22 protein-coding genes are annotated in these 20,342 nt (G+C 58.2%); 3 read left to right on the top strand and 19 right to left on the bottom strand.

What is annotated here, in order from left to right:
• Positions 1-27: 27 nt before the first annotated feature.
• Both GKQ23_RS15320 and GKQ23_RS15315 read right to left on the bottom strand, forming a co-directional pair.
• Positions 28-1,248, bottom strand: a complete 1,221-nt coding sequence (locus GKQ23_RS15320) for a glycosyl transferase (protein WP_212408731.1) — start codon at positions 1,246-1,248, stop codon at positions 28-30.
• A gap of 28 nt (positions 1,249-1,276) precedes the next feature.
• On the bottom strand, positions 1,277-2,080 hold the full coding sequence (locus tag GKQ23_RS15315; protein ID WP_212408730.1) for a mannosyl-3-phosphoglycerate phosphatase-related protein: 804 nt from the start codon (positions 2,078-2,080) through the stop codon (positions 1,277-1,279).
• Between the two features lie 385 nt (positions 2,081-2,465).
• Between GKQ23_RS15315 and GKQ23_RS15310 the strand changes: the two genes are divergently transcribed.
• Positions 2,466-2,624, top strand: a complete 159-nt coding sequence (locus GKQ23_RS15310) for a YqaE/Pmp3 family membrane protein (protein ID WP_072166368.1) — start codon at positions 2,466-2,468, stop codon at positions 2,622-2,624.
• A gap of 341 nt (positions 2,625-2,965) precedes the next feature.
• Here GKQ23_RS15310 and GKQ23_RS15305 read toward each other — a convergent pair whose 3' ends face one another.
• The 15 genes from GKQ23_RS15305 to fliF form a co-directional block, all read right to left on the bottom strand.
• Positions 2,966-4,663 carry a methyl-accepting chemotaxis protein gene (locus tag GKQ23_RS15305; RefSeq protein WP_212408729.1) on the bottom strand — a complete coding sequence of 566 codons (1,698 nt, stop codon included), beginning with the start codon at positions 4,661-4,663 and terminating at the stop codon, positions 2,966-2,968.
• A gap of 157 nt (positions 4,664-4,820) precedes the next feature.
• On the bottom strand, positions 4,821-5,456 hold the full coding sequence (rcsA, locus tag GKQ23_RS15300) for a transcriptional regulator RcsA (RefSeq protein ID WP_056236553.1): 636 nt from the start codon (positions 5,454-5,456) through the stop codon (positions 4,821-4,823).
• 370 nt (positions 5,457-5,826) lie between these two features.
• Positions 5,827-6,612 (bottom strand): flagellar biosynthetic protein FliR, encoded by a 786-nt coding sequence (fliR, locus tag GKQ23_RS15295; RefSeq protein WP_056236552.1) that lies wholly within the window; start codon positions 6,610-6,612, stop codon positions 5,827-5,829.
• The gene (gene fliQ / locus GKQ23_RS15290) at positions 6,612-6,881 is read right to left on the bottom strand and encodes a flagellar biosynthesis protein FliQ (protein WP_056236550.1); all 270 of its coding nucleotides are present in this window, start codon (positions 6,879-6,881) and stop codon (positions 6,612-6,614) included. The genes fliR and fliQ overlap by 1 nt, the downstream gene beginning before the upstream one ends.
• 12 nt (positions 6,882-6,893) lie before the next feature.
• Positions 6,894-7,631: a flagellar type III secretion system pore protein FliP gene (gene fliP, locus GKQ23_RS15285; protein ID WP_056236547.1), complete on the bottom strand. Its 738-nt coding sequence runs from the start codon at positions 7,629-7,631 to the stop codon at positions 6,894-6,896.
• Entirely contained in the window at positions 7,628-8,017 is a 390-nt protein-coding gene (fliO, locus tag GKQ23_RS15280) for a flagellar biosynthetic protein FliO (protein WP_056236545.1), read from the bottom strand. The genes fliP and fliO overlap by 4 nt, the downstream gene beginning before the upstream one ends.
• Positions 8,018-8,425 carry a flagellar motor switch protein FliN gene (gene fliN / locus GKQ23_RS15275; protein ID WP_056236542.1) on the bottom strand — a complete coding sequence of 136 codons (408 nt, stop codon included), beginning with the start codon at positions 8,423-8,425 and terminating at the stop codon, positions 8,018-8,020.
• On the bottom strand, positions 8,418-9,425 hold the full coding sequence (fliM, locus tag GKQ23_RS15270; RefSeq protein ID WP_056236540.1) for a flagellar motor switch protein FliM: 1,008 nt from the start codon (positions 9,423-9,425) through the stop codon (positions 8,418-8,420). Before fliM ends, fliN begins: the two co-directional genes overlap by 8 nt.
• Positions 9,426-9,434: 9 nt before the next feature.
• The gene (gene fliL / locus GKQ23_RS15265) at positions 9,435-9,917 is read right to left on the bottom strand and encodes a flagellar basal body-associated protein FliL (protein WP_056236539.1); all 483 of its coding nucleotides are present in this window, start codon (positions 9,915-9,917) and stop codon (positions 9,435-9,437) included.
• Positions 9,918-10,066: 149 nt separating this feature from the next.
• A complete protein-coding gene (locus GKQ23_RS15260) occupies positions 10,067-11,332 on the bottom strand; it encodes a flagellar hook-length control protein FliK (RefSeq protein WP_212408728.1) in 1,266 nt (421 codons plus the stop codon).
• Complete coding sequence (fliJ, locus tag GKQ23_RS15255; protein ID WP_056236535.1) at positions 11,329-11,775, bottom strand: flagellar export protein FliJ; 447 nt, start codon at positions 11,773-11,775, stop codon at positions 11,329-11,331. Before fliJ ends, GKQ23_RS15260 begins: the two co-directional genes overlap by 4 nt.
• 37 nt (positions 11,776-11,812) lie before the next feature.
• Positions 11,813-13,174 carry a flagellar protein export ATPase FliI gene (gene fliI / locus GKQ23_RS15250; RefSeq protein ID WP_212408726.1) on the bottom strand — a complete coding sequence of 454 codons (1,362 nt, stop codon included), beginning with the start codon at positions 13,172-13,174 and terminating at the stop codon, positions 11,813-11,815.
• The gene (fliH, locus tag GKQ23_RS15245; RefSeq protein WP_212408724.1) at positions 13,174-13,887 is read right to left on the bottom strand and encodes a flagellar assembly protein FliH; all 714 of its coding nucleotides are present in this window, start codon (positions 13,885-13,887) and stop codon (positions 13,174-13,176) included. Before fliH ends, fliI begins: the two co-directional genes overlap by 1 nt.
• The gene (gene fliG, locus GKQ23_RS15240) at positions 13,880-14,872 is read right to left on the bottom strand and encodes a flagellar motor switch protein FliG (protein WP_056236529.1); all 993 of its coding nucleotides are present in this window, start codon (positions 14,870-14,872) and stop codon (positions 13,880-13,882) included. The genes fliH and fliG overlap by 8 nt, the downstream gene beginning before the upstream one ends.
• The gene (fliF, locus tag GKQ23_RS15235) at positions 14,869-16,578 is read right to left on the bottom strand and encodes a flagellar basal-body MS-ring/collar protein FliF (protein ID WP_056236527.1); all 1,710 of its coding nucleotides are present in this window, start codon (positions 16,576-16,578) and stop codon (positions 14,869-14,871) included. The genes fliG and fliF overlap by 4 nt, the downstream gene beginning before the upstream one ends.
• 246 nt (positions 16,579-16,824) lie before the next feature.
• Here fliF and fliE point away from each other — a divergent pair, with 246 nt between their 5' ends.
• Entirely contained in the window at positions 16,825-17,136 is a 312-nt protein-coding gene (fliE, locus tag GKQ23_RS15230) for a flagellar hook-basal body complex protein FliE (protein WP_212408723.1), read from the top strand.
• A gap of 74 nt (positions 17,137-17,210) precedes the next feature.
• Here the strand turns inward: fliE and GKQ23_RS15225 are convergent, their stop codons facing one another.
• The gene (locus tag GKQ23_RS15225) at positions 17,211-17,417 is read right to left on the bottom strand and encodes a biofilm/acid-resistance regulator YmgB/AriR (protein ID WP_235514999.1); all 207 of its coding nucleotides are present in this window, start codon (positions 17,415-17,417) and stop codon (positions 17,211-17,213) included.
• A 415-nt stretch (positions 17,418-17,832) separates the two neighbouring features.
• On the opposite strand from GKQ23_RS15225, the gene GKQ23_RS15220 reads away from it, so the two are divergent.
• Positions 17,833-18,789 carry a chemotaxis protein gene (locus GKQ23_RS15220; RefSeq protein WP_212408722.1) on the top strand — a complete coding sequence of 319 codons (957 nt, stop codon included), beginning with the start codon at positions 17,833-17,835 and terminating at the stop codon, positions 18,787-18,789.
• Between the two features lie 76 nt (positions 18,790-18,865).
• On the opposite strand, the gene GKQ23_RS15215 is transcribed toward GKQ23_RS15220, so the two are convergent.
• Complete coding sequence (locus GKQ23_RS15215) at positions 18,866-20,260, bottom strand: GGDEF domain-containing protein (RefSeq protein ID WP_212408721.1); 1,395 nt, start codon at positions 20,258-20,260, stop codon at positions 18,866-18,868.
• Positions 20,261-20,342: the final 82 nt, after the last annotated feature.

Below are 20,342 nucleotides of genomic sequence, written 5' to 3'. Positions count from 1 at the left end.
TGGCGTTAAACGCGCGCGGTTGCGCAGTCAGACGTCGCCGCTATTATCCTCCTCGACCGCCTGCTGGATGCGCTGCAAAATATCCGGGAATGCCGACTGGACACGGCTCCAGCTGGGGATAAAGGGTTTTTCATTAGGGCGCTCGATAAACGACTGACCGGCTTCCAGAATCGACTGGGTGAACATCTCCACCGCCGCCTCCTCAACGTGCTGATCAAATCTCAGGCCGTTCATCATCGCGTCATGGCTGTAAATTTCCATCACGTCCAGCGCGTAGCGGTAGTAGGTGGCTTTCAGCACGCGGAACGAATCGCTGGTGATGTTCACCCCCATGGTGGCCATTTTACGCAGCAGCGACTGTACGATATCGTTGCTCATGCGGCGCAGGCCGCCGCTGCCATCCTCTTCCGACAGCGGCTGGTGTTTATGATCGTAGTTGTCGGCGATCTCCACCTGGCAGCTCTGCCGGGTGGTGTAGTTGCGGTAAATCTCCGACAGGACGCCGATCTCCAGCCCCCAGTCGCCGGGAATTTTGATGCCGTTGAGCACCTGGGTGCGCATGGCAAACTCGCCGGAGAGCGGGTAACGGAAGCTGGCAAGATAGTCGAGGTACTCGGAGTGGCCGTAAACCTTCTGCAGCGCCCGCAGCAGCGGGCCGACCAGCAGGCGGCCCACGCGGCCGTTCAGCTTGCCGTCCGCCACCCGGGCGTAAAAGCCTTTGCAGAATTCGTACTCGAAATTCGGATTAGCCAGCGGATAGAGCAGACGCGCCAGCATGCCGCGCTCATAGGTGACGATATCGCAGTCGTGCAGCGCCACGCAGTGTGAGCGGTCAGAGGCGAGGGTGTAGCCGGTGCAGAACCAGACGTTGCGCCCTTTTCCGGGTTGCGAAGGCGACAGTCCCTCCTTATCCAGCTCGGCGTCCAGCGCTTTCAGCCGCGGCCCGTCGTTCCACAAAATGCGGTGACGCTGTGGCAGGCGGGAGAAGAACTCCCGCGCGTGCAGAAACTGGTCGCGGTCAGCGCGGTCCAGGCCGATCACAATCTCGGCCAGATAAGGCACTTTCGCCAGTTCGTCGACGATGTTTCCCAGCGCCGGGCCTTCAAGTTCGGAAAACAGCGAAGGCAGGATCAGCCCCATCTTACGTTTGCGTGAAAAGCGTACCAGATCCTTTTCCAGCTCTTTAAGCGGGCGATCGGTCAGATTGTGGAAATTGGTAATCACCCCGTTCTGGTAAAAATCGCTCATCGCATTCCCCTGTCAGACTCGTGAACACTCAGGTTTGAGTGATAAAAAAATCCAGCCCTTCGCTCCAGCCCTGCGGGCCGGCGTGCGCGGTGCGATACACCGCCGGATTTGCTGCGCGCTGCAGCAGCAGCGGGTTTTTACTGAAACCTTTGATCACCACGGCAAAATCGACGCTGTCCAGCATCGGGGCATCGTTAGGGCTGTCACCCAGGCCAATGGTCAGCGGGGCCGCAGCGCCAAACGGCGTCTCCTGCAGCAGCCAGCGCAGCGCGCTGCCCTTGTCCCGGCCCTGCGGCATCACGTGCCAGAAACGTCCTCCCTGCACCAGCGCCAGCCCTTCCTCCGCCAGACGTTGCCCGAATAGCGCGAAGCGCGCGTCGTCATCGCGCCAGATCAGGCTTTCTGACGCCTCGCGCATTTTAGCCAGCGCGGCGTCGCCCGGCGACAGGCCGGTCCAGTCGGCGATCTCTTTTTCGGTGACGTCAGAAAAACCGGTGAACTTAAACCCCTCACGCTGCCTGAGCCGCAGCAGGGTATGACACAGGCTGGCGTAATCCGGGCCGGGATGATGACGCAGCGGGCCGCCCGGCGCACCGTCCCACTGCACCAGCGCACCGTTCTCGCTGATAAACGGCGCGCTGCCAAGCCCCAGCGCCCGCTGCAGCGGCACAATCTCAGTGGCGGTTTTACTGGAGCAGATGACGATCGGGATCCGCGCTTCCTGCAGGCGGTCCAGCCAGGCCTGTGCAGGTTGCCAGCTGTAGGTGTGATGATCGAGCAGTGAGCCGTCGAGATCGGTGACGATCGTCAGTGGATCCTGCAGAGTCGGCATAGATACCCCCGGTTATCAAATCAGCAGGCAGCAGCAGTGCTGCGAAGGTGATGGCGAACGCGTTGCTGGTATTGGTAAACATAGCGCGGCAGCTCAGGCGCCGTTAGCAAGTATAGACGCTGTGACAGGAGGGGAATCGCGGGGAAAAAAAAGCCCGCGCTGCGCGGGCAAAATCCTTGTTACTTTTTAGGTTGACCGCACCTTTAGGGGTGATGCAGTGGGAACATTCTACGTTTTTCTGCGGACAGAAGTCTCATCACCAATTGTTAAGAAAACGAAAAAGTCAGCAATTACGCAGCTTTACCCGTCTTTACCGGCAGAACAGGCGATAGTGTCTATACTGGAACAGGTGCTGAGCACAGATAACACTGATAACGGAGAGAATATGGATTTTATTCGAATTGTGATTGCGATTCTTTTACCACCACTGGGCGTCTTTATGCAGGTCGGCTTTGCCGGTGCGTTCTGGCTTAACATCCTGTTGACGCTGTGCGGCTATATTCCGGGTATCGTGCATGCGGTGTGGATCATAGCGCGGCGATAATCTCGCTTATTCGTAAGAAAACCCACGTTAACGCGTGGGTTTTTTTATGGTCAGTAATAAAATCCAGGCAGAGAATTATCAGGTTAAGGGTTAGAAAGTCGTCAATAATTAGCCTTAAAGCTATTTTTTTAAAGCCGGTATCGTGGAAAACCGCCGGGGTTTAAACTGAATTCAGTTCATCATCGTCGGAAACTATCAGATCATAATTATCTTTGTGCCGGAATAAATATCCGTGCCTGACGAGATCCGATCGTTTAAATGAAGCGATTGCGCAAAAAAAACGGGCGCTCGTCTGCACGAGGCCCGTCAGGGTAATACTTTTTACTTATGACGTTCGTGAATCAGAACGTCTCCCAGTTATCCCCGTCAGCCAGCGCCGGCTTTGCCGTTACCGGCAGCGCTTTTTTACCGCTGACGCTGGCCGTGCGCAGCGGGGCAGCGGCGTAGGTGTTCAGCTTGAAGGTGGCAACCGCCTGGGTCAGGCGGGCCGCCTGTTCTTCCAGTGAGGCGGCGGCGGCAGAGGCTTCCTCCACCAGCGAGGCGTTCTGCTGGGTGACGTTGTCCATCTCGGTTACCGCCTGGCTGACCTGTTCAATGCCCCGGCTCTGCTCGTCTGAGGCGGCAGCGATCTCCGCCATAATATCGGTGACGCGGCGCACCGCGTCGACGATGCCGCTCATGGTATCGCCGGCGTGTGCCACTTCGCTGGAGCCTTTGCCGATCAGATCCACCGACTCGGCAATCAGGCCTTCAATCTCTTTTGCGGCACCGGCGCTGCGCTGCGCCAGGTTACGCACTTCGCTGGCCACTACCGCAAAACCACGGCCCTGCTCGCCGGCGCGCGCCGCTTCCACCGCGGCGTTCAGCGCCAGGATATTGGTCTGGAAGGCGATGCTGTTGATCACCGTGGTGATCTCAGCAATTTTCTTCGAGCTGGCGGAGATATTGTTCATGGTGGTCACCACGCCGTTGACGATAGCCCCACCGTCGCGCGCGCGGCCGGAGGCTTCTGCCGCCAGCTGGCTGGCATGGTGCGCGTTCTCGGCGTTCTGTTTCACCGTCGAGGTCAGCTGCTCCATGCTGGCGGCCGTCTGCTCCAGCGCGGCAGCCTGCTGTTCGGTACGTGAGGAGAGATCGGTGTTACCCGCGGAGATCTCACCTGACCCCTGGTAAATCGCCACCGCACCTTCACGTACGGTACCCACGGTGGTGACCAGCGACTGCTGCATCAGCTGCAGATGGTGGCCCAGCGTGCCAATTTCACTGCGTCCCCACTGCTGCTGCGGTGCGGTCAGATCGCCGGCGGAAATCTGCTCAATGCGTTCCACCGCGTGGCGCATCGGTGCAATCACCACGCGCTTGAGGAAGATAAAGGTCGCCAGCGTCAGCAACAGCGCCAGTGCAAAGGCCGCAGCCATCATGATAAAGCCAAGGCGGGTTTGCGCGGCCGCTTCAGCATTCATGCTTTCGGCGCGCTCGGTGCGGATCTTCACCGCTTTGAGCAGCACGGCGTTATAGGCGTCATCAAATTTACGGGTGTAGTCGGTTTCCTGGGCAATCACCCCTTCAAAGCTGCCGTCGTTGGCGCTTTTCAACATCGGCAGCAGGCCCTTCTCAAGGTACTCACCGAAGCGGGTCTTCAGCTCGGCGTCCAGCGCGGTGTCGGCCGGCGTTTTCACCCGGCGCTGCTCGTAGCGGGCAAAGCTGTCGCGCGCCTGCTGGATGCGCTTTTCTGTGGTGTCGAGATTGGCCTTAAACTCCTCCATTTCCCCAATGCGCGCCGAAGCACCCGCGTGGATCACCGTCAGGCGTGCCGTACGCAGATTATTAGAGCTGTTCGACAATGCCATACGCACCTGGATCTCTTCGGTGACGTCATTAAGCGACTGATTACTCTGGATAAGAAAGTAACTGGCGAGGCCGATACACAAGGCGAAAAGTAACAGAATGCCACCCAGAATGGTGGCAAACAGCGGGACCAGGCGGAGATGCTGCCAAAAACTAACGGTCTGCTGCGCGTCATTTTGTTGTAGTTTCATATCCTATGCTCTCTGATGGGGACGAAGATACGCTCCGGTCGTCCTGTTAACATCGGCATCGGAAAGGAAACGCTTAGCGGGGAAGTGGGAGGTGCTTCACAAAATTGACATTGAGTGCTGAAGCATTCAGACGGGACGTCTCCCGTCTGCGCCGGCGTTATCTCAGATTGACATAGATACCGCTGGTCACATTGTCTGCCAGCCGGACAACATGATAAATAACCTGCTTTTTGTGGGTTTTAATTTTGCGTTTTATATTTCCTTTGTGTGAGGAAACCGTTTTTGCTTTGATTTGCAGTTTGTCAGATATCTGAATCGTATCATGGCCTGACATCCACATTCTCAGCATGCAGGATTCCGTCCTGCTCAGCGTCAGCGGGTGAACGTCTGAACCCGACAGGTAGCGCGAGGCGTGGCCACAGCGCTGCTGGATGTAGGTGCTGAGCAGTTCGTCGAGGGTGCCGGGTTTGATCGACTTTGAGGTAATAATCAGGTTTTTTCGGACATATAAATACTCTTCAAAATGAATGTTCGAGATCGCCATAAATATAAAAAATAACGTATCCGGATGCTGCAGGATGATGTTTCTCAGTAACTGACTGGCATCGGCTTCGTGAATAAAAGAGTCTTCATTGATAAAAACTACGCCTGGCCTGTATTTTTTACAGTAACTTTGTAACTGACTGGTTTCCGTTACCGTAATAATGTTCTTTTTTCTCAGCCCTTTTCCGAGCAAGTAATCATTCAGTCCCAGCCGCGTATAGTTACATGAATCCATAATCATTGTTGGCATAATAGCGACCCTTAGAGAAATGAAGGCACGACCTGAGGGATATTCCTCAAAAGAGATGCAATTTCCGGACCTGTTATTGGGGTAAAACTCAGCCCCTCACAGGGCGCGGAACCTAAGTAAAATGCTGGTGTTGGCGAAAAAATAACAATTTAAAACATCACGATAAGAGGCATCCCTGAGCAGGTATTTTCAGACATGTCTTAGCGTTGCCATGTTTAAAATACGCTAACTGCCGATTAATAAAAATATTTTTCACTGTTAATTTACACTTATCAGAATTTCCTTATGGAAAAGTGTAAAGCTTTGAACCTATTACTGACGTAATACATTTGAATGACTTAAGTTTCCGAAGGGTTAGTCTGACGTTTATCTAGCGTGCCGGCATTTCATTCAGCAGCGTTGATAACAGGTCGAAGATCTCGCTAAACAGATGTTCGCAGAACGGCGCCAGCAGCGGCATCATCAGAATGATAAACACCATCCCCAGGGTTAGCGTGATGGGGAAGCCGATAGCAAATACCGAAAGCTGGGGGGCCACACGGTTGAGCAGGCCCAGAGAGAGATTAAGCGTCAGCAGCAGGGTGATCAGCGGCAGAGCCAGCTTCAGACCGTTAAGGAAAATCAGGCCGGCCGCGTTGGTAAGCGCAAAAAAAGCATGACTGTTCAGGGGTTCACCGCCTACCGGCAGGGTGTGGAAACTGTCGGCAAGCAGCGAAATCAGCCACAGGTGGCCGTTGAAGGTCAGAAACAGCAGCATGGCCAGCATATCGAGAAAACGGGCCAGCACCGGCATATTCAGGCGGCTGCCGGGGTCAAAGAAGGTGGCGAAAGAGAGCCCCATCTGCAGGCCGATTACTTCACCGGCGGTACGCACGGCGGCAAACGCCAGCTGCAGCGTAAATCCGGTGGCTACGCCAATCAGGATCTGCTGGATCAGCAGCCAGAAGCCGCCGACGGAGAACAGGGTGACGTTGGTCGGCGGTAAAGAGGGGATCAGCACCCAGGTGATCATCACGCCAAGGCCGAGTTTGACCTTGCGGCTGATCGACTTCTCGCTCAGCAGCGGGGCGGTCATGATCAGCGCCAGCACGCGCGCCAGCGGCCAGAAAAACTGACTGATCCAGAACAGAAGCTGGCTGCTGTCGAACTGAATCATCAGCCGATCATATAAGGCAAATTGCTGAACAGGGTGCGCATATAATCCAGCACCAGGCTCAGCATCCACGGCCCGGCGATCACAATAGTGGCGACCACGGCGAGGATTTTCGGGATAAATGACAGCGTCTGTTCATTGATCTGGGTAGCGGCCTGCAGCAGGCTGATAATCAGCCCGCTGAGCAGGGCGGCCAGCAGCAGCGGAGCGGCCAGCGCCAGCGCCACCTTCAGGGCGTCATGGCCAAGCTGCATTACCGATTCGGGTGTCATGCGTTGCTCCGGTTAGGAATAAAAACTCTGCGCCAGCGAACCCACCAGCAACTGCCAGCCGTCGACCAGTACAAACAGCATTAGCTTGAACGGTAGCGAGATGGTCGCGGGGGGCACCATCATCATCCCCAGCGCCATCAGCACGCTGGCCACCACCAGGTCGATAATCAGGAACGGAATAAATACGGTGAAGCCAATCTGGAACGCGGTTTTCAGCTCGCTGGTGACGTACGCGGGCACCAGAATCCGCATCGGTACCGCTTCCGGCCCGGCCAGCGGCGGCGTGTTGGCCAGCCGGGCGAACAGCGCCAGGTCAGCTTCACGCGTCTGGCGCAGCATAAATTCGCGCAGCGGCTGGGCGCCTTTATCCATCGCTTCCTGCATGCTGATTTTGTCTTCGCTGAACGGCAGATAGGCGTCGGAATAGATCCTGTCGAATACCGGGCCCATAATAAAGAAGGTCAGAAACAGCGCCAGACCGAGCAGCACCTGGTTCGGCGGTGCCGACGGCGTACCGAGGGCGTTGCGCAGCAGGCCAAACACGATAATGATGCGGGTGAAGCTGGTCATCATCAGCAGGATCGCCGGCAGGAAGGTCAGCGAGGTGATAAACACCAGCGTCTGCACCGGCAGCGACCAGCTCTGGCCGCCCCCGGCGAGCGGTTTGCTGATAAGCCCCGGTAACTGGGCATAGACGTTGGGTGCCAGCATCAGCAGCGACAGCACCAGCAGCGGCAGTATGCGTTTCATTTTTGCTTTTGGCCTTTAAGAAGCGACTGGAGGAGCTGACGGAAATCGGCCGGCGCCTGTGGCGGTGTGGATGAGGTCGGTTCAGGGGCCGGGGGCAGGGTGTGCAGATGGGTAATCTGCTGGGCGGTAACGCCCAGCACCAGCCGGGCGCCCTCAACATCCACTACCACGACGCGTTCGCGCTGCCCCAGCTGGCAGCTGGCGCTGACGTTCAGCGTTGCGCCCCGGCCACGTTTCGGTGTCAGGCCCACTCGCTTCGCCAGCCAGGCACAGGCAAGGATCAGCAGAATAATGGCGGCCAGCACGCCGCTGACCTGGGTAAGCACCGATGCGGAAGAGACCGCGGGCTGGCCGACCACCGGCTGTGACGGCTGGGTGGTGTTCACTTAGCGGCTCAGGCGGCGCATGCGTTCGGACGGGGTAATGATGTCGGTAATGCGCACGCCGTACTTATCGGCGACCACCACCACTTCCCCCTGGGCAATCAGATAGCCGTTGATCAGGATATCCAGCGGTTCACCCGCCAGGCCATCCAGCGCCACCACCGAGCCCTGCGTCAGGCGCAGCAGCTCCTTAATGGTCATCTTGGTGCGGCCCAGTTCCACGGTCAGTTTGACCGGAATGTCCATAATCAGGTCGATATCCTGCAGCGATCCGCTGACGTCACCGGCTTCCAGTGATTTGAAAATCCCCGCCGTTGAGGCAGAGGTGGTGCTCGCCTGCTCATTCATCGCATCAGCCCACAGGTCGTCCGCGGAGATGTCGTTGTCGGACGGCTTATTGATGTCACTCATGGGGCTGTTCCTCATTCATCGAGTTCAAAATCGGGTTAATCAGGTGTTCCACGCGCAGCGCATACTGCTTATTCAGCGTGCCGTACTGGCTGGTCAACACCGGTACGCCATCCACATGGGCGATAATGCGGTCCGGTTTTTCAATCGGCAGCACGTCGCCAGGTTTCAGCGCCAGCAGGCGGGAGATACGCATCGAAATGTCGGCGAAGTTAGCCACCAGCTCCAGTTCGGAGTGTTGCACCTGTTTCACCAGCGTATCGCGCCAGTTCTCATCTTCGCGCCGCGAGTTCTCCAGCGGCGGGTTGACCAGCGTTTCACGCAGCGGTTCGATCATGCTGAACGGGATGCAGATGGTGAACTCACCGGTCAGGTTACCCACCTCAACCTGGAACGGCGTGGTGACCACGATATCGTTCGGTGACGTGGTAATGTTGGTGAACTTGACCTGCATTTCGGAACGCACATACTCCACGTCCAGCGGATAGATCGGCTTCCAGGCATCGCTGTAGCCATCCAGCGCCAGCTTCAGCATGCGCTGAATCACGCGCTGTTCGGTATGGGTGAACTCGCGCCCCTCGACCTTAGTCGGGAAGCGGCCGTCGCCGCCGAACAGGTTATCTACCGCGATAAACACCAGACCAGGCGAAAACACCACCAGCGCCGTTCCGCGCAGCGGCTTAAGGTGGATCAGATTGAGGTTAGTCGGTACCGGCAGATTACGGGCAAACTCGTGGTAGGGCTGGATCTTGATCGCCCCCACGGTAATATCCGGACTGCGGCGCAGCAGATTAAACAGCGCCATACGATAAGAACGTGCAAAACGCTCGTTAATAATCTCCAGCGCCTGCAGGCGTTCACGCACCACGCGGCGCTGGGTATTGGGATCGTAAGGGCGAATGCCGTTATCGCTACCCTGACTAACCTGATCGTCTGCCGCGCTGTCGCTGTCGCCATTAAGCAGCGCGTCAATTTCTGCCTGAGAAAGAATGCTATCGCCCATAAATTTACATCACCGCAGTATGAAGGCCGTAAACAGTACGTCGGTCACGACCTGCTGGGGTTGTCCTTGCACCAGCGGAGGTGCCAGTACCTGTTTGATCTGTGTTACTAATTCCTGCTTACCCTGCTCATTGGCTAACGTAGCAGCGTTTTGACGCGATAACAGCAGCAGCAGTCGGCTGCGTACTTCCGGTAAATAATCATTCAGACGACGACGGGTATCTTCATCCGGCAAACGCAGGGTAAAGCCTACGTAGAGCACGCGATCCGGATCGTTGTCAGGATTGATCAAATTGACCGTAAAAGTGTCCAGAGCAAAAAACACCGGCGCCGGCGGTGGCTCCGGCTTAGCAGCCGCAGTGGCGTTAGCCGGAGAGTTCATCGAGCGCCAGACTGTATAGCCCGCCACGCTGCAAGCGACCAGAGTTACTACCAGCAACACCGGTATCAGGAGCTTACGTTTGCCGCTTTTGGCTTTAGCGTTATCAGTCATATTAGCTGTAACTTCCTGTGATTATTTTCGGGGGCGGTGCCACCTAATCCGCTAACCCACGGCGTTGCGGGCAAATTATCCCGCGTCCTGAGCCAAACAATAGGCTGAAAAGACGCGGATAATGCCGTCAGCTTACGCGTTTGTAGCCGTCAGGCGAAAATATCGACAGCGCTGGACCCTGCGGCGCGCGCCTGCAGGGCGGCAGGTACGGCAAGAGGCGTCACATCACTGCTATTTTCCGAAGCAAGACTAAACTGGCTTCCGCTGTTATTACGCTGCTGCTCCTGCTGCCCGGCGAAGGACTGGTTCTGCGGGAACGCATCGCTACTTACATTACTTTGACCCAGGTTGATGCCACTCTCAGCCAGGGCACTGCGCAGCTGTGGAAGCGCGGCTTCCAGCGCGGCGCGTACCTGACTGTGGTTCGACACCAGGCTCAACTGTGCCTGATCATTATCCAGCTTCAGGCTGATCTGGATACTGCCCAGGTCCTGCGGGTGCAGACGTAGTTCGGCGGTCTGCTGCCCGTTACGGCTGAACATCAGGATCTGCTGTCCCAGTGCCTGCTGCCACTCCGGGCTGCCGAGCTGAGAATTAAGCTGCGGCGTGGCCGGTGCGGTGACCAGCGAGCTACCCGCTGGCGTCAGCGGAGCGGTTGCGGCACTGATGGCATTTGTAGTTATCGTCGCATTAGTAGCAGAACTTGAATTTTCTTTATCGATATCTTTACCAATAGTGCTCATAACCTGCTGAAAAGCCGGGCCAGATGCCGATTCTGCCGCGTCTGTAGCCTGATTACCAGCATCGTTGTGGGCACTCAGCAGGGGCTGGCCGCTGCTGCGTGGCGTGCCGCTGGTGGTGGTGCTGGTCAGCAGGCCGGCTGCGCGCCCGTTTCCGGCATCGGTTTCATCGGTGGCGAGGCCTTCACCTTTACCTGCGGTCTGCGTCGTGCGCGGCACCAGCGTACTGGCCGGCAGCATCGCCTGCAGGGCTTGCAGGGCCTGTAAATCCATGTCGCTGAGCGCGATCGCCGGTTTGAGCTGGCTGTCGCTGTCGCCGGTGGCGGCAGGCAGCGTGCCGCTGGTCTGCGGCTGCAGCAGCGCGTTCAGCGCATCCGGTTTGTCCAGCGCGGAGAGCAGATCGCTGAGACGTGACTTCGCCGCGCTCTTGTCAGAGGCGCTCTGTTCCGTGCTGACGTCAGGCAGGGTAGGTTTACCGGTGCCGCTCTGCTGTGCCAGTGAGAGCAGACGGTTGCCCAGCAGGGTCAAAAATTCTGGCTGCGCGCCGTCGCCAGCGGTGGCGGCATCGGTGGATGCGTTGGTATCCGTCGCGAAGGTGCCGGAACGGCTGCTGGTAATCGGCGTGGCTGTCGCTGTCGTCGTGGACGCAGTAACCGGTGTTGGCAAAGGGATCATTCGCCTTTCCTCAATAGTGCCCGTTGGGCAAATTCATCCATCCGTTTCTGATCGAGACGGTTTTCTTGTAATAACGCGTTAGCGGCCGCGCGGGCCTGCAGCGTCTCATAGGCATGCAGCCGCTGCTGTTTGTCGCGCCACAGGTTAAGTGCACCTTCAACCCGTTGATTCCACTGCGTCAGCTGCTGGCGATGCTGCTGAATGGCCTTCTCCAGCGTCTCAATAAACTGGTGGTAGTTGTACCAGCGGGTGCTGGCAATCCCCTGAGTCATGGTGTTATTGAGATTACTGCGGTACTCATCCTGGTAGTTGAGCAGCATGTTCAGCTGCTCATCTGCCTGTTTCTGTGCGCGCCGCATATCGCCTAACTGGATAGCGGCTTTCTCGACATCTTTCAGCGCCAGGTCGCGCAGGGTGTCAATTGCTGAGGCCTGTTTAGCCATAAACCCTCCGGCGGCGAGCTACCCTGTGCTCAGGGCGCTAGCCGAAAATCGCCTGCAGATGCAGGCAGGCATCATCGAAACTGCTGCGCTCAAACATCCCCTGCTGCAGGAAGGCCTCCAGTTCGGGGTAAAGTCTGATCGCTTTGTCGAGCGTCGGGTCGGTGCCGGCGGCGTAGGCACCGACGCTGACCAGATCGCGGTTACGCTGGAAGCTGGACAGCAGCTGTTTAAACTGGCGCACCCGCGCGTAATGGGTGTCGTCGATCAGGTGCGCCATCACGCGGCTGATCGAGGCTTCAATATCAATGGCCGGATAGTGGCCGGACTCGGCTAAGCGGCGGGATAACACGATATGGCCATCCAGAATCGCACGCGCCGAATCGGCGATCGGGTCCTGCTGGTCATCGCCTTCGGTTAAAACGGTGTAGAAGGCGGTGATTGAACCGCCGCCGTCAATGCCGTTACCGGCGCGTTCCACCAGCGCCGGCAGTTTGGCAAACACGGAAGGCGGGTAGCCTTTGGTTGCCGGTGGCTCGCCGATTGCCAGCGCGATTTCGCGCTGTGCCATGGCGTAGCGGGTCAGCGAGTCCATAATCAGCAGCACGTGCTGGCCGCGATCGCGAAAATCTTCCGCAATCCGCGTGGCGTAAGAGGCACCCTGCATGCGCAGCAGCGGGGAAACGTCCGCCGGCGCGGCGATCACCACCGAGCGCGCGCGGCCCTCGGTGCCGAGAATATTTTCAATAAAGTCTTTTACTTCGCGGCCGCGCTCGCCGATTAAGCCCACCACGATCACGTCGGCTTTGGTGTAGCGCGCCATCATCCCCAGCAGCACGCTTTTGCCGACGCCGGAGCCGGCAAACAGCCCCATACGCTGGCCGCGGCCGACGGTGAGCAGGGCGTTGATCGCCCGCACGCCGGTATCCAGCACGTCGGTGATCGGCGTGCGCTGCAGCGGGTTAAACGGCGGCGTGGCCAGCGCGGCACGGTAGCCGGTTTCCGGTGCGGGCAGGCCGTCCAGCGGGCGTCCGCTGCCGTCCAGCACCCGGCCAAGCAGCTCCGGCCCGAGCATCATCTGCTTGCCGTTATGACTGCCGTCGCCGCTGACGCGGGCGTAAACGCGCGCGCCGGGCAGAATGCCTTCCACCTCTTCCAGCGGCATCATCAGCAGGCGCTGGCCGTTAAAGCCGACCACTTCGCTCTCCACCTCGCTGATGCCCTGGCCATCGTGACGTTCAATAACGCAGGTGGCCCCGAGCGGCAGCTGCAGGCCGGTTGCTTCCAGCACCAGGCCGGTAGCACGGGTCAGGCGGCCGTAACGACGCACCTCCGGCACCGACGCCATGCGCTTTTCAAAATTATCCAGCGTGCCGAGCCAGCGTGACAGTCGCGTGGTCATTACAGCTCTCCCGGCGCGGCCAGGCGGCACAGCTCATGCCAGCGGGTGGCAACGCTGGCGTCGAGATCGCCATCTTCCGCGCTGACCTTGCAGCCGCCGGGATGAATGCCCGGATCGGCCAGCAGCCGCCAGTCGTGCAGATTCAGGGTCGCCCCAAGGCTCTGCTCGATGCGCGGCAGGTCTTCCGGGCTGACCCGCAGCGTCGGCTTGCCGCTGAACATTGGCTCCTGCTGCAGCATGGTCTGGATCTGCCGCAGCAGGGCGGTACCGTCCACCTGCGGTGCCTGGCCAATCACCTGGCGCGCCGCTTCCAGCGCCAGCTGCATCAGCCGGGCGGCGATCACGCTGTCCAGCGCTTCCAGAGTATGGTGAAACTCTGATACCAGCTGCTGCATCCGCGCCTGCAGCGGGGCCTGCTGCTGCTGTGCCTCGCTGAGGCCCTGCTGCATGCCGCTGTCATAACCGGCCTTTTGCCCCTCGGCAAAGCCGCGCTGCTGGCCTTCCGCGTAGCCCTGGGCACGTGCGTCTTCCCGCTCGCGCGTCAGCCATTGCTCATGTTCGAGCTGCTGCTGGTCAACGGCGGGGGCTTCTTCGCCGAACTCCGGCAGCTGCGGGTCATCACTCAGCGTCAGCGGTGGAATAGCCGGCCGCTCGCGCGCCATCAGATCGTCCGGTACCCAGCGCTGCCAGGGCAGGGAAGCGTTATCAGACATAGGTCTCTTCGCCTCCGCCAATCACCATCTCGCCGCTTTCGGCCAGACGACGTACGATCAGCAGAATCGCTTTCTGCTCGCCCTCGACGGCAGACATACGCATCGGGCCGCGGTTGGCCAGGTCGTCGCGCAGGATATCGGCCGCACGCTGCGACATATTGCGCAGGAACTTCTCGCGCAGCGGCTGTTCGGAGCCTTTCAGTGCCACCAGCAGCGATTCGGATTCCACTTCCTGCAGCAGGCGCTGAATGCTGCGATCGTCGACCTCGATAAGGTTTTCGAACAGGAACATCTCGTCGACGATTTTCTGTGCCAGCTCGCCGTCGAATTCGCGTACCGCGTCGATAACCGCCTCTTCCTGTTGAGACTTCATCAGGTTGATAATCTCGGCCGCCGTACGCACGCCGCCCATCTTCGCCCGCTTGAGGTTCTGACCGTCCAGCAGGCCGTTGAGCACTTCGGTCAGCTCGGCCAGCGCCACCGGTTGTACGCCGCCAAAGGTAGCGATACGCAGCATCACATCGTGGCGTAAACGTTCGTCGAACTGTGCCAGGATATCGGCCGCCTGGCCACGTTTGAGGTGCACCATAATGGTGGCAATGATCTGCGGGTGTTCGTCGCGGATCAGATCGGCAGCCGCCTGCGGCTCCATAAAGTTGAGCGTTTCCATCCCGGTGGCGGTGCCGCGGGTTTCCAGAATATCTTCCAGCAGGCTGGAGGCGCGCTCTTCGCCGAGCGCCTTCACCAGCACGCTGCGCAGGTAGTCATTGGAGTTGATGCTCAGCGCCGCGAATTGTTCGGCGTCGATCTCAAATTCGCGCAGTACGTCGGTCAGCTGCTTGTGCGAGACCTGGCGCATGCTGGCAATCGCCGAGCTCAGATGCTGGACTTCGCGGGTGTCGAGGTGTTTGAACACCTCTGCCGCGCGGTCTTCACCGACCGTCATCATCAGAATGGCGCTTTTTTCAGTTCCGGTGAGACTCATAGCTCGTCCTTCATCCACTGGCGAATAACCAGAGCCACCACCCGTGGGTCATTTTCTGACATCTCACGGATACGCTGGCTCATCACCTCAGCGCTTACGCGGTGCTGAGATTTACGTTCCTGATCGAGCTCATCTTTCGACAGCTTGACCGACACACCTTCATCATCATTACCGCGTGACGTTGCTGCCACTGCGGCCGCTTCGGCGATCGCCTTATCCTGCGCGGCTTTACGCAGCAGCTGTGGACGAACCAGTTTGCGGTAGAGGATCCAGGCGACAATCAGCACCAGCAGCCAGCGTCCGGCTTCCAGCATCTGATCGATAAAGCGCTGCTGCTTCCAGAACGGCAGGGCATCGCCCAGGTCATCGCTGGCGGTAAACTGCGAATTAACCACGTTCAGGCTGTCGCCGCGCTGGCTGGAGAACCCCATCGCTTCGCGGGTCAAATCTTCAATCTGTTTCAGCTGAGCTTCGTTCAGCGCCACCGGCTTACCGGCGGCATCGCTGCGGTAGTTCACGACGACCGCTACCGACAGCCGCTGCACTTCACCGACGTTCATTTTGGTGTGCAGAATGGTGCGGTTGACTTCGTAGTTGGTGGTGTCGTCGTTACGGGTATTGGAGGGCACGGTGCTGGCCGCCGTGCTGGTGGCCGCGTTAGCCGTCGCGTTGTTCGCGGTCGGGTTAGCCCCGGCGGCGTTAGCGTTCGGGGTGGTAATTGGCCCGGAATTGGCCGGCGCGGGCTGGTTGGAGAGGGCACCCGGCACGCCGCCAGGGTACTGTCCGCCAAGCTGCTGACTGTTGCTGCTCTGACGCGAACGAACGGCCTGCTGGTCCGGGCTGCTGTTCGGCTTGTACTGCTCATCGGTCTGTTCACGCTTGTTGAAGTCGACCTGCGCGGTTACCTGCGCGTGCACGTTGCCGTTGCCGACAATCGGGCCGAGGATCGCTTCGATGCGCTGCTGATAACGGCTCTCAACGTCGCTGGTGTATTTCAGCTGGGTATCATTCAGATCGCGTCCGCTGGTATCCGACTGGGTCAGCAGGCGTCCGCCCTGATCGACTACGGTGACGTTGCCCGGCGGCATGCCGGCTACGCTGCTGGAAACCATATGCACCACGGCATTGATCTGACCTTCATCCAGCGCGCGGCCCGCCTGCAGCGCCAGCGTTACCGACGCGGACGGGGCCTTCTGCTCGCGCACGAACAGCGACGGTTTTGGCATCGCCAGGTGGACGCGCGCGCCTTTCACCGGGCCGAGGGTTTCAATGGTTCGCGCCAGTTCGCCTTCCAGCGCGCGCTGGTAGTTAACCTGTTCGCTGAACTGGCTGATGCCGAACTTCTCTTTATCCAGCAGCTCAAAGCCAACGGAGCCGCCTTTTGGCAGCCCCTGGGACGCCAGACGCAGGCGCAGCTCATGCACTTTATCGGCCGGCACCATCAGTGCCCCGCCCTTATCATCAAACTGATAGGGGATGTTCATCTGGGTCAGCTGGGTGACGATAGCACCGCCGTCTTCATTGCTCAGGTTGCTGTACAGGACGCTGTAGTTCGGCTGTTTTGCCCACAGCACCATGGCCATCACCACGGCGATTAGCGCAGCTACGGCGACGATAATGGGAATACGGGGGTTGGCGCGTAGGCGGGCGAACAGGTCGTTAAGACCCTTCTTTTCTGAGTTAGCCTGCGTGACAGTTGAATTCATGACCCTTTCCTGCCTGATCGTTGACCGGAACTTGTGCTGTTATTGTTATGTGGTAACAAAACTGACTCCCTGATGCGCTGGCTTAAAAAAAAATCCACCTCGATGGACTGCCATTATTTTCTGAAATGAGAAATTTAATGGGTGGATAAGCCGGGGTTTTTGCAGCTATTTAGCGGCTTTGTCTTATTGACACTGTGCTAACTTTGTTCACAACAGCAAAAACCAGGGTGCAGGACAGGGGAAATCATGGCGATTCAGGGTATTGAAAGTGTGGTGCAGGCGCTGCAGTCCACCGCGTTACAGGCCGGCGGTAAGAGCGCTGAGGCTGGCAATCAGGCGGATTTTGGCGCTGAACTGAAGGCGGCGTTAAACCGCATCAGCGAAACGCAAACCGCGTCGCGCCAGCAGGCGCAGGATTTTGAACTGGGTAAGGCGGGTATCTCGCTGAATGACGTGATGGTGGACATGCAGAAATCGAGCGTGTCGATGCAGATGGGCATTCAGGTGCGTAACAAGCTGGTCAGTGCGTACACGGAAATCATGAACATGACGGTGTAACTGATTGTTATAAGGCGATAAAGAAAGGGTTCTTTATCGCCAGTGGGGCGGCAGCGTAACGGGACAGAGAGCGATCAGATCTGGTCATCCGGCGTACGTTGTACCACCAGCTCCAGCGCATTACGGTAGATATCCAGCTGCACCACGTCGTTTTCCGATTCCAGCTTCTGCAGCAGATAAAAAATCACATCCTTATTGGTAACAAAACCTTTTTGCGCGGTAATCTGGGCCATGGCCAGCCGTACGACTTCCGCTTCACTCAGATGAAGGTCGTCTGACATTTTGAAGTATTCAGAAATTTGCGACTCGGTTGAAATTTCCTGCTGCATGGTCGTATCTCCAAAAGCTTCCCGTTTACCGCCCGGACAGGGGCAGGCAAAAACGGAGAAGCATGCTAAAATAGGAAGCGATCGTTAAAAAATTACCTCTGCAAGTAGAAATCCGAATACCTGCAGAGGCGATGCAAAGCATCATTCGTTACGCGAAGCCTTCTGGCTTCCCGTTAAATCTATACAATGATCGTAAGCTTGTACAACTTTACCGTAAAATATTTTACTGGTCAGATCTGTTGGCTGAAGTATAGTCCACTATCGCTGACTCATTTCACCCTTTCTGCTGAATGTTTCCCCGTTGCTGCCGATAACTGCTGATAGCGCCTGCTGTCACGGCCCCTGTCAATTACAGCCCGAGGATGAAATGGATAATTTCCAGAAAGAGATCGACGAGAGAGCGAACCTCGCCTTATCAAACAAGTTCGAACTGCTGCTGTTCCGCCTCGGGTGTGCTGAAGGGCAGGAAAAACCTGAACTGTTTGGCATCAACGTGTTTAAACTGCGCGAAATCGTGCCGATGACCGCCATCACCCGCGCGGCGGGCATGCACTCTCCGCTGCTCGGCATGGCTAACATTCGCGGCCAGCTGATCCCGGTGATTGACCTGCCGGCGGTGGCGGGCTGTATCCCGGCCACCGGATTAAATCTGCTGCTGGTCACCGAGTATGCCCGCAGCACCCAGGCTTTTGCCGTTGAGTCCGTGGAAGATATCGTGCGGCTCAACTGGAACCAGGTTCACGCCGCCGAGTCTGGCGTCAGCACCCACAACATCACCAGCATTGCCTGCCTGGATGAGGCTAACACCATGGCGATGGTACTGGACGTTGAACAGATCCTGCATGATGTGATCCCCTCCGTTCGCGAAGTCAAAGAGAACGACATCCAGCTGAAAAACTTCAAAATGAAGCCAGGCGCGGTGGCGATCGTCGCGGAAGACTCAAAGGTGGCGCGCTCGATGATCGAGCAGGGGCTGAAGGTAATGGGGATCCCGGCGCTGTCATTTACCACCGGGCTGGAGGCCTGGACGCAGATCAAACTGATGGTGGCGGACGCGCAAAAGGAGGGGGTATCGATTCACGACAAGATTGGCCTGGTGCTGACCGACCTGGAGATGCCGGAAATGGACGGCTTCACCCTGACGCGCAATATCAAAACCGACCTCGGACTGCAGCAAATACCGGTGGTGATCCACTCTTCGCTCTCCGGCAGCGCCAATGAAGATCACGTGCGTAAGGTCGGGGCCAACGGTTACGTGGCGAAATTTGAGATTGGCCAGCTCTCCGCGGTGATCCACCAGGTACTGGAGGACGCGGCGCGCTAAACGGCGTGGCGATCCCGGTCAGCCCGCGCAGGCGGGCCCGTAACGCCGGCTCCGGTCCGGAAGACGAACTCCGCGCTTACAATATAAACTCCGGGCGTACCTGATTACGTCCGCTGTGTTTGGCGATATACAGCTGCTGGTCGGCCTGGTCGATGGCCGCATCCAGACTCTGCACGTGATCGATATCCAGCGCGCTCAGACCGATACTGACGGTAACGCTCAGGTTGTTACCGTTGAGCAGAATTTCATTGTTTTCAATGCGGTGGCGCAGCCGGTTGGCCAGCAGGAACGCCCTCGCCGGGTTAATACCCTCAATCAGCACCAGAAATTCTTCGCCACCCATGCGGCAGATAATCGCCGACGGTTGCAGCGACTGACGGATGCACTCCGCGGTGCGGGCAAGTACGTGGTCGCCCGAGGCGTGGCCCCAGGTATCATTAATATTTTTAAAGCGGTCGATGTCCACCAGGAACGCCGCGCCGGTAAAGTTGCGCGTTTTCCCACGCGGCTTCATCAACGTTTCCAGCCGCGAAGAGAGCCCGCTGCGGGTCAGCGCCCCGGTCAACAAATCGTAGTCGGCACGCTGGGTCACCCGCGCTACCAGCTTTTTATTGGCGGTGGTGCTCAGGGCGACGATCAGCGGGCCAATCAGCATGGCCGCCACGCCCACCCGGGCTGACGACAGGCTGTCGATGCGAAACAGGTCATCTTTGCCCTGGATATTCAGCACGTTACTGGCCACGAGAATAATCTCGCTGATGCCGGTGATAAAGGTCAGGCAGCAGGTGACAAACAGCGGATAGCTGATGGCGCACCACAGCAGGGCGGGCAGCGGGAACAGCAGGCTGGCACCGCCGCCGACCCAGATGCCGGCCACCGTGGTGACAACCAGCGTCAGCACCGGCAGCAGCGAGCTCTCCTGCCGGGTCTTCTTCATCTCTTTCAGCTCATCGCGGCGCGGCAGGCTGATCACCAGCGGCAGCAGCAGTAATGAGGTGGAGAGCTGTTCGGAGAACCAAGAAAACAGCGCCTTAAACAGCTCGTCGTGGAAGTAACGCTCGCTGACGATGGCACCCAACACTGCACATGCGGCGGCACCGATCATCGACGCCGGGAACACCCTGACCAGCGCCTGCAGGCGGCGCGGCTGCGCGCGCGTGAAGCGATCGGTCAGCAGCACCCAGCGGGCGCAGGCTACAAAAGCCATATTGGCGATATTCAGGCCGACGGAAATCAGCAGCGGCGTGCCCCACAGCAGATCCACCGTCAGCATCCCGCAGAACATGATCAGCAGCGTGACCGGATGATCCAGCCGTGGAAAACGTATCAGCAGCCCGACCAGCAGGGCATTGCCGGGCCAGAAGATCGACAGGGATTCGAAGCTGCGCAGGCTTAACCCGGTAAGGGAAAGCACAACGGCAAGCGAAAAGAGCAAAGCAAGCTGTTTCAGGCTGAATGGTTGATTTTGCATGGCTTAGCTCAGGGCAGTTGGTAAGGCCGCTCATGCGATCGGTGCGTTAAGCTTTGCCCTGCGGCGAACAACAGACCTGATT

The organism is Erwinia sp. E602, from assembly GCF_018141005.1.
GTDB lineage: Bacteria > Pseudomonadota > Gammaproteobacteria > Enterobacterales > Enterobacteriaceae > Erwinia.
This window is presented reverse-complemented; position numbering and strand designations above follow the sequence as displayed.

Coding starts and splice junctions, on each gene's coding strand:
- GKQ23_RS15320 (WP_212408731.1), bottom strand. CDS start 1,248: ATGAGCGATTTTTACCAGAACGGGGTGATTACCAATTTCCACAATCTG.
- GKQ23_RS15315 (WP_212408730.1), bottom strand. CDS start 2,080: ATGCCGACTCTGCAGGATCCACTGACGATCGTCACCGATCTCGACGGC.
- GKQ23_RS15310 (WP_072166368.1), top strand. CDS start 2,466: ATGGATTTTATTCGAATTGTGATTGCGATTCTTTTACCACCACTGGGC.
- GKQ23_RS15305 (WP_212408729.1), bottom strand. CDS start 4,663: ATGAAACTACAACAAAATGACGCGCAGCAGACCGTTAGTTTTTGGCAG.
- rcsA (WP_056236553.1), bottom strand. CDS start 5,456: ATGCCAACAATGATTATGGATTCATGTAACTATACGCGGCTGGGACTG.
- fliR (WP_056236552.1), bottom strand. CDS start 6,612: ATGATTCAGTTCGACAGCAGCCAGCTTCTGTTCTGGATCAGTCAGTTT.
- fliQ (WP_056236550.1), bottom strand. CDS start 6,881: ATGACACCCGAATCGGTAATGCAGCTTGGCCATGACGCCCTGAAGGTG.
- fliP (WP_056236547.1), bottom strand. CDS start 7,631: ATGAAACGCATACTGCCGCTGCTGGTGCTGTCGCTGCTGATGCTGGCA.
- fliN (WP_056236542.1), bottom strand. CDS start 8,425: ATGAGTGACATCAATAAGCCGTCCGACAACGACATCTCCGCGGACGAC.
- fliM (WP_056236540.1), bottom strand. CDS start 9,425: ATGGGCGATAGCATTCTTTCTCAGGCAGAAATTGACGCGCTGCTTAAT.
- fliL (WP_056236539.1), bottom strand. CDS start 9,917: ATGACTGATAACGCTAAAGCCAAAAGCGGCAAACGTAAGCTCCTGATA.
- GKQ23_RS15260 (WP_212408728.1), bottom strand. CDS start 11,332: ATGATCCCTTTGCCAACACCGGTTACTGCGTCCACGACGACAGCGACA.
- fliJ (WP_056236535.1), bottom strand. CDS start 11,775: ATGGCTAAACAGGCCTCAGCAATTGACACCCTGCGCGACCTGGCGCTG.
- fliI (WP_212408726.1), bottom strand. CDS start 13,174: ATGACCACGCGACTGTCACGCTGGCTCGGCACGCTGGATAATTTTGAA.
- fliH (WP_212408724.1), bottom strand. CDS start 13,887: ATGTCTGATAACGCTTCCCTGCCCTGGCAGCGCTGGGTACCGGACGAT.
- fliG (WP_056236529.1), bottom strand. CDS start 14,872: ATGAGTCTCACCGGAACTGAAAAAAGCGCCATTCTGATGATGACGGTC.
- fliF (WP_056236527.1), bottom strand. CDS start 16,578: ATGAATTCAACTGTCACGCAGGCTAACTCAGAAAAGAAGGGTCTTAAC.
- fliE (WP_212408723.1), top strand. CDS start 16,825: ATGGCGATTCAGGGTATTGAAAGTGTGGTGCAGGCGCTGCAGTCCACC.
- GKQ23_RS15225 (WP_235514999.1), bottom strand. CDS start 17,417: ATGTCAGACGACCTTCATCTGAGTGAAGCGGAAGTCGTACGGCTGGCC.
- GKQ23_RS15220 (WP_212408722.1), top strand. CDS start 17,833: ATGGATAATTTCCAGAAAGAGATCGACGAGAGAGCGAACCTCGCCTTA.
- GKQ23_RS15215 (WP_212408721.1), bottom strand. CDS start 20,260: ATGCAAAATCAACCATTCAGCCTGAAACAGCTTGCTTTGCTCTTTTCG.